The organism is Candidatus Cloacimonas sp., from assembly GCA_039680785.1.
In the GTDB taxonomy this organism is placed as follows: domain Bacteria; phylum Cloacimonadota; class Cloacimonadia; order Cloacimonadales; family Cloacimonadaceae; genus Cloacimonas.
The window spans coordinates 91,777-103,823 of record JBDKSF010000043.1 but is presented as its reverse complement, the minus strand read 5'-3'; the positions used below and the strand labels follow the sequence as shown (position 1 = coordinate 103,823).

The 12,047-nt window shown below is 37.9% G+C and carries 14 protein-coding genes; all 14 read right to left on the bottom strand.

Annotated features, from left to right (window positions below; all coding sequences use genetic code 11):
• On the bottom strand, positions 1 to 1,212 hold a 1,212-nt coding region (locus tag ABFC98_03090), incomplete at its 3' end, for a bifunctional 3,4-dihydroxy-2-butanone-4-phosphate synthase/GTP cyclohydrolase II (protein MEN6445012.1).
• Positions 1,199 to 2,248 carry an RluA family pseudouridine synthase gene (locus ABFC98_03085; protein MEN6445011.1) on the bottom strand — a complete coding sequence of 350 codons (1,050 nt, stop codon included), beginning with the start codon at positions 2,246 to 2,248 and terminating at the stop codon, positions 1,199 to 1,201. The genes ABFC98_03090 and ABFC98_03085, both read right to left, overlap by 14 nt.
• On the bottom strand, positions 2,238 to 2,975 hold the full coding sequence (locus ABFC98_03080; GenBank protein MEN6445010.1) for a hypothetical protein: 738 nt from the start codon (positions 2,973 to 2,975) through the stop codon (positions 2,238 to 2,240). Before ABFC98_03080 ends, ABFC98_03085 begins: the two co-directional genes overlap by 11 nt.
• Before the next feature lie 5 nt (positions 2,976 to 2,980).
• Positions 2,981 to 3,685, bottom strand: a complete 705-nt coding sequence (locus ABFC98_03075) for a TrkA family potassium uptake protein (protein MEN6445009.1) — start codon at positions 3,683 to 3,685, stop codon at positions 2,981 to 2,983.
• Between the two features lie 31 nt (positions 3,686 to 3,716).
• A complete protein-coding gene (locus ABFC98_03070; GenBank protein MEN6445008.1) occupies positions 3,717 to 5,411 on the bottom strand; it encodes a TrkH family potassium uptake protein in 1,695 nt (564 codons plus the stop codon).
• A gap of 1 nt (position 5,412) precedes the next feature.
• Positions 5,413 to 6,057, bottom strand: a complete 645-nt coding sequence (locus ABFC98_03065; GenBank protein MEN6445007.1) for a nucleoside monophosphate kinase — start codon at positions 6,055 to 6,057, stop codon at positions 5,413 to 5,415.
• 414 nt (positions 6,058 to 6,471) lie between these two features.
• Positions 6,472 to 8,481 carry a T9SS type A sorting domain-containing protein gene (locus tag ABFC98_03060; GenBank protein MEN6445006.1) on the bottom strand — a complete coding sequence of 670 codons (2,010 nt, stop codon included), beginning with the start codon at positions 8,479 to 8,481 and terminating at the stop codon, positions 6,472 to 6,474.
• A gap of 225 nt (positions 8,482 to 8,706) precedes the next feature.
• Complete coding sequence (locus tag ABFC98_03055) at positions 8,707 to 9,084, bottom strand: holo-ACP synthase (protein ID MEN6445005.1); 378 nt, start codon at positions 9,082 to 9,084, stop codon at positions 8,707 to 8,709.
• Positions 9,081 to 9,548, bottom strand: a complete 468-nt coding sequence (locus ABFC98_03050; GenBank protein ID MEN6445004.1) for a methylated-DNA--[protein]-cysteine S-methyltransferase — start codon at positions 9,546 to 9,548, stop codon at positions 9,081 to 9,083. The genes ABFC98_03055 and ABFC98_03050 overlap by 4 nt, the downstream gene beginning before the upstream one ends.
• Positions 9,549 to 9,634: 86 nt before the next feature.
• Positions 9,635 to 9,988: a 50S ribosomal protein L19 gene (rplS, locus tag ABFC98_03045; protein ID MEN6445003.1), complete on the bottom strand. Its 354-nt coding sequence runs from the start codon at positions 9,986 to 9,988 to the stop codon at positions 9,635 to 9,637.
• Positions 9,989 to 10,202: 214 nt separating this feature from the next.
• Complete coding sequence (gene trmD / locus ABFC98_03040; protein ID MEN6445002.1) at positions 10,203 to 10,874, bottom strand: tRNA (guanosine(37)-N1)-methyltransferase TrmD; 672 nt, start codon at positions 10,872 to 10,874, stop codon at positions 10,203 to 10,205.
• Positions 10,871 to 11,401 (bottom strand): hypothetical protein, encoded by a 531-nt coding sequence (locus ABFC98_03035; protein MEN6445001.1) that lies wholly within the window; start codon positions 11,399 to 11,401, stop codon positions 10,871 to 10,873. Before ABFC98_03035 ends, trmD begins: the two co-directional genes overlap by 4 nt.
• Positions 11,402 to 11,632: a KH domain-containing protein gene (locus ABFC98_03030; protein ID MEN6445000.1), complete on the bottom strand. Its 231-nt coding sequence runs from the start codon at positions 11,630 to 11,632 to the stop codon at positions 11,402 to 11,404.
• Positions 11,633 to 11,659: 27 nt separating this feature from the next.
• Entirely contained in the window at positions 11,660 to 11,953 is a 294-nt protein-coding gene (rpsP, locus tag ABFC98_03025; protein ID MEN6444999.1) for a 30S ribosomal protein S16, read from the bottom strand.
• Between the last annotated feature and the right edge of the window lie 94 nt (positions 11,954 to 12,047).

The window sequence follows — 12,047 nt, the reverse complement described above, 5'->3', positions numbered from 1 at the left end:
ATTAAGAATATGCCCCATTTTGTTCTTTTTGGTTTTGAGATATTCGCGGTTATTGTCTTGGGGTTTAATTTCGATCGGAACCCTTTCTACGATTTCCAGTCCGTAACCGCTTAAGCCCACAATTTTTTTGGGATTATTAGTCATCAAGCGCATTTTCTTTATTCCCAAATCCCTCAGTATTTGAGCTCCAATTCCATAATCTCTTAAATCAGGAGGAAAGCCCAATTTGATATTGGCTTGAACTGTATCTGCACCTTCATCCTGAAGATGATATGCTTTGATTTTATTCAGTAAACCAATGCCTCTTCCTTCCTGACGCATATATAAAATTACGCCGCGTCCTTCTTCTGCAATCATTTGAAAGGCCTGAGCCAATTGATCTCCACAATCACAACGCAAACTAAATAAAGCATCACCGGTTAAACATTCGGAATGCACTCGCACCAAAATTGGTTCTTCCGAATTGATTTCTCCCATCACCAAAGCAATATGATATTCATCTGAAATATCGCTAATATAGGTTATAATCTCAAATTTTCCGAACTTGGTAGGTAATTGCGCTTTGGAAACAGGATGAACCAAGATTTCTTTTTTGCGCCGCCAATGGATTAGTTCTTCAATCGTGATTATTTTTAAATTATGCTGCTTAGCAAAAGGAATTAGATCATCCAAACGAGCCATTTCTCCATCTGTGCGAATAATTTCACAAATCGCCCCCACCGGATTTAAGCCCGCAAGTTTAGCCAAATCTACGGCTGCTTCAGTATGACCCGCTCTTCTTAAAACACCACCTCTTTCTGCCAATAAAGGAAAAATGTGCCCAGGCCTCATAAACATAGATGGCTTAGCATTAGGTTCCGCCAATGCCTTAATTGTCATAGCTCTTTCGGTGGCAGAAATTCCTGTTGTTGTTCCCTCGATCACATCCACGGAAACGGCAAATTTAGTTCCTTGTCGATCACTGCTTTTATCTGTCATCAAGGGAAGTTCCAAACGCTTGGCAACTTCGTAATCTAAGGGAACGCAGAGCAGACCTTTTCCTTGGCTGATCATAAAATTCACCTTTTCAGGAGTGATTTTATCCGCTGCCATCAAAAGGTCACCTTCATTTTCGCGGTTTTCGTCATCCACTACAATTAGCATATCGCCTCTACGGACGATTTCTATTGCCTCTTCAATTGAGGCAAATATGTTTTTATCAAGTTCTTCCATTTTTTCCAATGTTGATTTCTTCCTTTAGGAGCAGATTAAGATTCTGGGTATCAGTGTCAATACTAAAATAATTATTCAACCAAGTTAATGTATATTTAAGGTCTTCTGGCAAGGGAGCCGTAACATTTATCGGAATTTTAGACACAGGATGTTCAAATTCCAGTTGCCAAGAATGTAATGCCTGCCTATGTAAATGATTAACAAGCAGTTCGGTAACTTTCTTTTTCATATTTTGAGGCACCATTGATTGAACATAGTGTCTGTTATTATATAATAAATCACCTAAAAGGGGATTATGAATATAAGCAAAATGAACTCTTATTTGATGCATTCTACCCGTGGTTGGATTTATTTTCACTAAGGCAAAATAGTGCCAAATTTTAAGTGCTTCATAATGTGTAAAAGCATATCTGCCTTCTTTGGCAACGCAAATAAGACGCGGGTCTTTATTATTTCTGGCAAGAAAGGTCTTTATATCACCTTCGAGAGGATCAGGAACACCTGTAGTTATTGCCAGATATGTCTTCTTAATTTTATGATGGGCAAACATATCCGAAAGCCGAGATTGCGTCAAATCATTTTTGGCTATGATAATCAATCCGGAAGTCCCTCTATCCAAACGATGCACAATTCCCGGTCTGTTACTTTCTTTACCTGAAGAAAGATTATCCGCAAAGCGATGCAAAATGGCATTCACCAAAGTTCCTTCCGGATTTCCAAAACCGGGATGAACGATCATTCCAGCTTCTTTATTAATAATTGCCAGATGTTCATCTTCATACACAACATTAAGAGGTATGTTTTGGGGCTTCAAATCACGCGGTTCCGGCTCGGGCAAATTAATCGTCACTTCATCGCCATTTTTAAGAATATAGCTTTTTTTGACGGGAGTAAGATTAACCAATATTTTATCTTCCTCAATCAGATGTTCAATGAAGCTACGGGAGTAGAGTTCTTGTATCTTTAAATCCACCAGATACTTATCCAGTCGCAGAGTTTCTTGTCCGCTATAGATAACCCTGATTTTATCTTTCATTGTCAGAAAATTGCAGCACAAAAACAGCGCCGGTGGAAAATCCCTTCCTGTTTCTCACGATGGAACTATTGATGCGAACTTTATTCAAATAGACCACATCTTCCACGATCACATCGTAAAGATTATTTCCATAGCGTAGCGAATCCATAATGACGGCAAATATACGGTTATGATAATCACTTTTCCAAATCAATTCGTTCAGATTAACCATTTCTGTAATTTGCGGAAAGTGTTTTCGCAGTGACTCATTACAATATATCACATCACCGGTGGCGCTAAGAATTAATACACTTTCCGGCAAAAGATTTATCAGGAGTTGTATGCGTTGATGATGTTCAAATATTTTATCGGCTTTTGCCTGATCAAAACGACTGATGATACTCAGCATTTTTTCAAGAGCCAGAACCAGCCCTTGAAAATCTTTATCTTGATCGTAAATGGAGCTATCTATGTCTATCTGATAATTGCCATTGGAGATTTCTTCCACCAGTTGTTCCACGGCTCGAATGGCTTTGTGTAATTGGAAAGGTATATAATTATAAAGAATAACGATATACACAAAAATTACGAATACGAATATTATCACGATAGAGTGAAGGTCACTTGCCAGAGTAGATAAATCTTTTGCCTGCGAAATAGTAAAGAACAGAATTATGGTTTCCAGCACAATAAGACCAAAGAGTATGGCAATCAAAAAATGGTATTTTACATTAAGAGAGCGTTTCATAATGGTTAATCCTTATTTACAGATGTTTCATTGATCAATTTGTCTATATTTCCTTTGGGACCCAGCAGAATCAAAACATCACCCTCATTAATGATATCATTTGCTCCGGGCATATCATTCAGCCGTTTTTCAATCACATTTCTACCATCGTCGGTAACGGAAAGATAATTATATTGAATAGCCACAACATTCACACCTCTTTTTGTAGGAAGAGCAAGTTCTTGAAGCGGTTTTCCAACAAATTCTTTAGGAGCTATCAATTCCACCACTATATGATCGCTGGAAAGGTTTATATAATCCAAAACATTTCTGGATATGAGAGTTCGGGCAAGTTGGTTACCCACTATTTCTTCCGGTAGAAGGGTATGTTGCACGCCAATTAGTTTCAGAATTCTACCATGGAGTTCCGATTCAGTTTTGGCATAGATAATTCCCACTCCCAGTTTTTTCAGGATTGCGGCTGTAAGAATACATTCTTCGATATTACTGCCAATGCCGATGATAACTGCATCCGTCTCATTCAAATTTTGTGATCTTAATGCTGTTTCATCAGTACTATCCATACATACGGCAGTAGTTACAATAGAACTTACTTCGTTTACCAAATCCTGATCTTTATCAATGGCAATTACTTCCATATTATTTTCCGCTAAAATTTTAGCTACGGTCATTCCAAAACGACCCAAACCTATTACTGCGTATCTTGCCATAAAAGTATCTCCTTATGCAAGTATATTTGTTCTAACCAATGGTAATGGTTTCTTCCGCATAACTAAGATGCGGCTGTTTTTTGCGGATAGAAATGGCATAAACCAAAGTTAGAGGTCCGATTCGCCCAATATACATTAATAATGTTATCAGCAATTTACCTATGTATGATAACTTTGCCGTTATACCCATACTTAAACCCACGGTTCCAAAAGCGGAAAATGCCTCAAAAAGTATCTGTTCAAAAGGAAACGGTTCTATCAGCATCAGGACAAAAATAATCGTAATGAGTATTCCCAAAGCCAAAGTAACCAGGGTAGTAGCTTCCCGCGTATTGGAATCAGGGATTTTATGCTTAAAAATAACTAAATCTCTTTTCCCGGTTAGCATCGAAACCACCGAAAGCATTAACACCGAAAAAGTTGTGGTTTTTATACCTCCACCCGTAGAACCAGGTGAAGCGCCGATGAACATTAAAATAACAGTTAATAAAACAGAGGCGGAACTATATAAACCAATATCGACTGTATTAAAACCAGCCGTTCGGGCAGTTACGGATTGAAACCAGGAACTTAAAACCCTACGGGCAACGCTAAAACCCTTCATAGAGTTGTTATATTCTCCCAAATAAAGACCCAAAAAACCAGTGACTATCAATATCGCTGTCGCCGTTAAGACAATTTTGGTATGTAAAGTTAACCTTTTAATGCTTCCGGAAGCAAAAAAATAATGATAAATATCGATCAATACCGCAAATCCCAATCCGCCCAAGATTATTAACAGCGTAATACTAAAATTTACTACCGGAGAATCCACAAAACCACTTAGATTATTTGTCCATAAAGAAAAACCGGCATTACAAAAAGCTGAAATAGAATGAAACAGAGCATAGTATATCGCTTGAGCCACAGGCATTATTTCCACAAAACCACAAAACAAAAACACGGCTCCTATAAATTCTATGATTGCCGTAACCAAAACAGTGCCTCTAAGTAGTTTCATCACATCAATTACAGGAGTTTCACCCACAACTTTATGCATCAGAGTTTGAATGTTTAAAGATATCTTTTGTCCCAGCATCAAAGCAAAGGCAGTGGATATCGTCATAATACCCAAACCGCCAATTTGAATAAGTAACAAAATAATAATTTGTCCAAAAAGAGAGTAATAACTGCCTGTGTCCATAACAGTTAGCCCCGTAACACATGTAGCAGAAGTTGCAGTAAAAAGGGCATCGACAAAATGAGTTATATAACCTTCATTGGAAGAAGCGGGTAACATCAGTAAAATCGTTCCAATTAAAATCACTATGGCAAAACTAATCATCAGCGATATAGGCGGATTATGCATCAGCAGCTTATATATTTTACCTTCAAATGCTCTGAATAATAAATACTGTAAAATAAACCAGGTCTGACGAATCAAGAGGAAGAAGATTACAAATTTCGCCTGATAAATCATCAAAATGGAGCCCAATATCAAGATGACCAAATCAAAATAAACTATTGTCGGTTTTTCTTTTACGGCGCCAGAAAGCACGCGCGCCAGAATAGTTAGCATCAATAAAACGATGTTAGCTATGGCAGTTCCGATTTCCACTAATTTATATGAGCCGACATAATACTCTATCAAGGGCTCCAGAAAAAGAACCAGAAAGCTCCATCCAGCCAATAAATAGGCAACAATTTCTATATATTTGAAAAAACCGGATTCTTTTTTAGTGGACATTTCAGTTAATAGGATGGTTCGTTTGTAAATCGCTCATTATTTTTTGGTGAATAGTTTCTATATTTGCTCGAGCAGAAATTTCTTTCAGCAATCCCTTATCGGCAAAATACTCTTTCAAGGCAAAGGTCTGATTATAAAATTCTTTCACTCGTTGACGAATGGCATCGCCGGTATCATCCGCACGCTGAACTAAAGGAGAATTGCACAAATCACAAAATCCTTCCCGCTTAGGTTTTTTACTAATGTCATTATAGGTCTCACCACAAAAACCGCATATTCTGCGTGCTTCAATTCTTTCAATCGCTTCTTCGGCGCTTAATTCCAGATAGTAAACTCTTAAAACCAAATAATTTTTTAAGAGAAATTCTGCCTGCGCTTTTGTTCTGGGAAAGCCATCAAAAATTACACCCGGGCAGCTTTCCGCCAAAGAAGAGCGTACCAGTTCAAAAATCAATTCATCATTAACTAAATCTCCTTGGGCAATGATGGACTGCACTTTTTTACCGAGTTCCGTTTGTTTGCTTACTTCTTCCCTCAGTAAATCACCGATATTTATGTGCTGAAAACCGGTTTTTACCGCTAAAAGTTCTGCCTGTGTGCCTTTTCCGCTACCTTGGATTCCTAAAAAGACAATTACCTTTATCATATTTTAACCTCTTTTTGCACTAAAAAAAGGATTTGCATAGTTCTGTCAAGCGAAATGAAAAATTGCTATTTGAGCACTATTGAGGAAGAATTTTTACTGTTCATTTTGGAAAAATACGCTTACTGTATTAGTTAACTCCCAACTATCTATAGGGCTATGAAGTATTATGGGCTACTTGCCATTATCTGGCTATATCATTTTAGTAAGTTTATGCTTGCCTACACCTTCCAGTAATGACTCTCTAACACTGCAGTAACACTTCCGTAACACTTCTGTAATCTCGTTAGAGAATTGTAAGAGATTTATTACAAGTGCACAAGTGGAGGAAGAAAGCGAAAAAGCAGGATCGCTATTTTGAAAAAATGGCATAGGGCAAAATCGGCAAAAAATCCGCTTAGCGAAGGATAACTTGAACTATTTAAGTAACATAGCTTTGATGGTTTTACGATAATCGGTTGCGGAAAGACGAATGAAATAAATACCTGAGGCAAGTTCTCCACCGCTATTATCCACTGCGGAAAAATGAAGCTGGTGTTCTCCCTTATCAAAAATAGTATCAATGAGAGTATTGACTTTGCGACCTTTTAAATCAAATAATTCAATAGTTACGGGAGTGTTGTTTTTGCCCACAGCGAAAGAAATAGTGGTTTCAGGATTGAATGGATTGGGAAAAACGCCTTTCAGGCAGGTTGTTAAAGCAGGCGTTTGATCATCTTGCACGGGACTGCCATCCAAATTAAAATTCTCTATGGTTATGCTGCCAGAGATCACATTCACTTGTCTATTTACAGTATGCAAACCGTTTGCGGTTACTGAAACATTATGCACTCCGCTATTCAGAAGTAAAGAATAAGTTCCTTCCTCAGAAGTATAAGCAATATGGTTATTATCCGCCGTAATTATTGCTCCGCCAACTAAATTAGTTCCGTTTCTAACAGTCCCTCTTAAAAAACCAGTATCGTTTGGACGCATCACAAAACCGGTTTGAGGATATTGATTAGTATCAAAAGCATACAAAGGTGGTGACGCTGGATCGTGTTCTTCTTGTTCACTGTAAATATATTTGGTGCGTTGCATCGCTCCCGGTTGCATTTTGAATTTATCGTTAGTATTGAACGATTGAGAATCAAAAGGACGCTGAACCATCAGAACTAAATTTCGCCCTTGATAATGATAAGTAGGAGAAAGTGGAAAAACAATTTCATTTTGCCCACTGGGGAAGGACATATTTCCGTAATATACCATCGTAAGCTGAGTGCTGGGAATCCAGCTTAAAGGTAAATTTACCAAATCCGTTTCTCCTAACCAAATGATAACTGGTTTATTGGTGATATTTTCTACAAAATTATTGTAAAACTTCAGGTGCGTGATGATTCCTTCTGATTCCATTTCAGGTGCATAAATAATGGTCTCAAACAAACTGGTGGGCCAGGTAAAATCCAAAGGTAGATAACCTTCCATATTTCCTATGCCGATAACAAAATTGAGGTAACCTTCTTCAAATGCCGTAACTGAAACGCTGGGAGATAGATTGTTACTGACATCTTCATCTCCCGTTAACAAAATTTCTCCAAAAATTCTGTAAGAGCCCGGAGTGGTGGGAATCCAAGTTAATGTCTGAGTGATAACCTGGCTCCCAGCCACAGGATTTCCTGCTGCTGAAGCCAAAAGTTCACCCTCTTCGGTTCTAAGATTGATGGTATAATTATCCTGTGCCTCATAACCATAATTATTAATCTGCACATCCACTTCTTCTTGAGCGCCCAAAGTGACCACTCCCTCTGAAAATATTGCCGGGCAAGCCAAATCGGTTAATATGGATTGACTCGTGTAAGTAAATTTGACCTTAGGAAATTGTCCATTGATCACGCTACCTGTAGTGGGTGGATTGGCGGGATCAAATATTTGGGTATCGTGATATGCTCTGCGAGCACGAGAAATGTTATCCGTCTGACAGTAAAATTTATCGCTGGAGGAATAATAACTGGTGTCCAAAGGTCTAAAAACCATCATCACCAGGTTTCCACCCGTATATTGAAATAAAGAATCAAGCTCAATATCGATAGTATGAATGCCAGAAGGATAATTTACAGTTCCGTCGAAAACAAGGGTTAAATTGGTGGAAGGAATCCAACCTGCATTCAAGTCAGTTAAATTAGATGTCCCCAGCCAAATTTTGGTAGGTTTGTTGGCGATGTTGGAAACAAAATTATTATAAAAAGCAATGTTGGATATGGACCCTTGAGCGAAGCCAAGCTCGTCCTGGTAATATAAACACTCATACAGGGAATTTTTATAAAAGAAATCGAGAGGTATTCTTTCCTGCTGATTTCCTGTGCCAATAACAACTTCATCGGCTATTAAATTATCTATGGTAAAAGCAAAACACGCCGTTAATATGATTATTATCATCAGTTTACGCATCTTTTAGCTCCTTTTTTATCCTTAAAAAACAGTATTAGCTATTTAATTAAGCAAGTTTCAAACCGATTTTGCAGAAAACTACGCGCAATTTGGAAGAATTAGTGTTTTTATGTTACTTGGTAGCTGGCCAAATTGAATCAGCGTATATTTTTAACTAAAAAAAGTTCACATTATTACGATAAAAGGATGTTCTCGACATTGACATAACCCGAATTAGATAATCGATCAAATGCTTTCCAAAATAACAAAAGCCAGGGCATAATCCTTTTCATGAGACAAACTGAGCTGAATATTATTAACCTTCAATGTTTCTGCCAGTTCTTTCGCTCCCCCTGATAAAACAATGGAAGGAAATCCCTTGTCGGAAACCACAACTTCTATGTTAAGCCAACTAACTTTTTCACTCCAACCGGTTTTTAGGGCTTTCATTACAGCTTCTTTGGCGGCGAATCTGGCAGCGAATGATTGATGAGAATTGGCTTTCTGAGAACAGTATGCAATTTCTGCGGGAGTAAATAATTTATCGTTAAAACTGGAATTATTTTCCTGAGAATGCTTAATTCTGTTTACTTCTATAATATCACAACCAATTCCAATAATCATAATATAACGCTCCTTTCCAGATTTAGCAACTTTTCTTTTTTATCCAGCCCTCCCCCATATCCTTTTAAACAACTGTCGGATCCGATGACGCGATGACAGGGAATAAGAATAGGAATGGGATTTTGATGTAAAGCTCTGCCTACTGCTCTGGCAGCTTTCGGTTTTTCAATTTTTGCAGCTAATTCTGAATAAGTTATGGTAGTTCCGTAGGGTATTTTCATTACTTCCTCCCAAACCATAAGCTGAAAAACTGTCCCTGTGGCAAAAAAAGGTAAATCAAACTCTTTGTTTTCGCCGGCAAAATAGGAATCTAATTGCTGGGCTATTTCCCTCTCCAAGGAGGTGGAAGGTTTGCTAACATTTTGCTCTACAATAAAACTGATGCCTATTATTGTCTCCTCAAAAATTTCTATTACCAGATTAAAAAAACCATCCGGACTTTTATAAAACATTCTGGTATCCATCTTTATCTCCTTTGTGTCTTCCAACTACAAAACAAAGCCCCTTCTTAAAATATAAGAAGGGGCTAAGATTGAGGTTTTTAAAGTAACTATACAGTGAATCTTCTTCTTTCTTTGATTCTACTTGCTTTACCTTGAGCGCTTCTAAGATAAAACAACTTAGCTCTTCGCACCTGTCCGTGTCTAACGATTTCAAGTTTATCAATATTAGGTGAATTTTGGGGAAATATTCTCTCCACCCCAACACCACTGGAAACCTTACGCACCGTAAATGTTTTGGAAACACCGGCACCTTTCTTTTGAATGACGATGCCTTGAAAAACTTGGATGCGTTCCTTGTTACCTTCTTTAATTTTATAATGGACCTTCACGGTATCGCCAACACGATAATCCGGTAAGTCAGTTCTGATTTGGTCTCTGCCAATTTGTTGCAGAATATCCATTTTTCGGGTTCCTCCCATATATATACTCGGAAGGAAAAAACCTTTTCTGATGGGGGGTGAACGGATCAAAAATTATAAACTCTATAAACCGTTCTATGTTTTTTTACTTCATAAGGGCATTTCTGCCATAAAATAAAGCCCTCTGGAATAAAATTATTCCCGGGCAAAAACCCCACTGTCATTTTGGTTGGGTCTCTTTCTTCCTGCTTGCTTGCTATTTGTTCAAATCTGGTCTGCGAGTATTGGTTAACTGTTTTCCCTTTTCCTTTGCCCACTTTTTGATTTTTTGATGATCGCCACTGAGTAAAACATCTGGAATGTTTAATCCCATATAATTTTCAGGTCTGGTATAACAAGGAAAGCCAAGACCTTCTACACTGAAAGAATCACTATTGGCACTTTCAATATCACTCAGCACACCGGGCAGCAATCTGCTTATTCCGTCTATAAAAACTTCAGCGGCAATTTCGCCTCCGCTCAAAACATAGTCACCTATGGAAATTTCATCCGCAACACAAAGATCGCGCACTCTCTGGTCAATTTCTTTATAGTGACCGCAAAGAAGGATTATGCGCTCATAAGCTGAATAGCTTTTTAAAATATGTTGATTCAATGTTCTCCCTTGCGGAGTAAAATACACTACCGGAGCATTTCCTTCTTTTAGTAATTCCTGCAAGGCATTATAAATTGGTGGGATTTGAATAACCATACCGGGAAAACCACCATAAGCATAATCATCTACTTTGTGATGTTTATCTTCCGAAAATTGGCGAAAATCCGTGAATCGCACCTGCAAAAGTTTATTCTCCACGGCTCTCGCAATAATGCTGCTGGTTACAAAACCGGAAAAAAAATCTGGGAAAAGGGTGAGCACTTCAAAGATCATTTTTTCTTTAGATCCACTCTATACAAATCAATTAAATCTTTGGCATTGCGTAAAATTAAGCAGCCGGGATTATCTATGATCGTATCTATATAATACTCTACGAAAGGAATTAGATACTCATTACCGCTCGCGGCTGAAATTTGCAAAACATCCTGTGCACCATTGAAAAAATAGTCCTCTACAATGCCTATTTCCTCACCCGCAAAAATAACCTGGTAACCTAAAAGGTAATTTAGCGATGTTTCTTCTGCATCTGTTTCCGTATCATCAATCGCAATCACTATGTTTTTATGCAAAAGTTCCTCTTCAGCAATACCATCTTCTTTTAGTTTTATCCAGGTTTTGTTATCTTTTCGCATTCGTTCACTGATAGTTACATAAAACACTCTATCGCTGTTAAAGATCAAATATAAATCAGCAAGTTTGGCAAACAAATCTCTATAATCTGGCTTAACCATCACTGGATAAAAGCCGTCTGCATTATGCCTGCCCAGTTTGCCTATTCCGATTAGATGCGGATGACTCATTTACTCGATTATTTCGAGCTCGGCACGCTTCCCCTGTTTTGTAGAAACTGCATTAATGATAGTTCTGATGGCACTTGCGGTTCTTCCCCGTTTACCAATTACTTTGCCAATATCCGATTTGGAAACTCTGAGCTCATAAAGGGTTATTTTGTCGCCAGTGATCTCGGTAATATTCACTTCCGAAGGATCATCAACCAGAGCTTTAACTATGAATTCAATCAGTTCTTTCATTTTTCACCTCAGCTGTTCTTTTTTATATTATTCTGCTTCCGCAGTAATCTGGTTCTTTTTTAGTTTCCTTTCGTGCCAAATTTGCAAAACACCGGCTTTTCTTAATAAGGAATTTACGGTATCTGAAGGTTGTGCACCTACATTTAGCCAATAAATGGCACGTTCGGTATCTATGTTTATTTTGGAAGGATCGGGTTTAGGATCATACCAACCCACACATTCTATATATTTTCCATCTCGTTTTGCCCTTGAATCAACTGCAACGACACGATAGAAGGGTTGATTAATTGTCCCCATCCTTCTTAATCTAAGTTTTACCATTAGTTCTCCTTACAATTATCAATATAATTTATTATAATAAGTCAGCTTTTTAGCAAGCAGGTTTCCGTCAAGACAATTTTTTAGGCATATCTAA

Excerpts from the sequence above, each read along its gene's own strand:
- ABFC98_03050 (MEN6445004.1), bottom strand. The coding sequence starts at position 9,548 with ATGGATACCAGAATGTTTTATAAAAGTCCGGATGGTTTTTTTAATCTG.
- ABFC98_03030 (MEN6445000.1), bottom strand. The coding sequence starts at position 11,632 with ATGAAAGAACTGATTGAATTCATAGTTAAAGCTCTGGTTGATGATCCT.
- ABFC98_03085 (MEN6445011.1), bottom strand. The coding sequence starts at position 2,248 with ATGAAAGATAAAATCAGGGTTATCTATAGCGGACAAGAAACTCTGCGA.
- ABFC98_03065 (MEN6445007.1), bottom strand. The coding sequence starts at position 6,057 with ATGATAAAGGTAATTGTCTTTTTAGGAATCCAAGGTAGCGGAAAAGGC.
- ABFC98_03035 (MEN6445001.1), bottom strand. The coding sequence starts at position 11,401 with ATGAGTCATCCGCATCTAATCGGAATAGGCAAACTGGGCAGGCATAAT.
- ABFC98_03075 (MEN6445009.1), bottom strand. The coding sequence starts at position 3,685 with ATGGCAAGATACGCAGTAATAGGTTTGGGTCGTTTTGGAATGACCGTA.
- ABFC98_03070 (MEN6445008.1), bottom strand. The coding sequence starts at position 5,411 with ATGTCCACTAAAAAAGAATCCGGTTTTTTCAAATATATAGAAATTGTT.
- rpsP (MEN6444999.1), bottom strand. The coding sequence starts at position 11,953 with ATGGTAAAACTTAGATTAAGAAGGATGGGGACAATTAATCAACCCTTC.
- trmD (MEN6445002.1), bottom strand. The coding sequence starts at position 10,874 with ATGATCTTTGAAGTGCTCACCCTTTTCCCAGATTTTTTTTCCGGTTTT.
- ABFC98_03055 (MEN6445005.1), bottom strand. The coding sequence starts at position 9,084 with ATGATTATTGGAATTGGTTGTGATATTATAGAAGTAAACAGAATTAAG.
- rplS (MEN6445003.1), bottom strand. The coding sequence starts at position 9,988 with ATGGATATTCTGCAACAAATTGGCAGAGACCAAATCAGAACTGACTTA.
- ABFC98_03060 (MEN6445006.1), bottom strand. The coding sequence starts at position 8,481 with ATGCGTAAACTGATGATAATAATCATATTAACGGCGTGTTTTGCTTTT.
- ABFC98_03080 (MEN6445010.1), bottom strand. The coding sequence starts at position 2,975 with ATGAAACGCTCTCTTAATGTAAAATACCATTTTTTGATTGCCATACTC.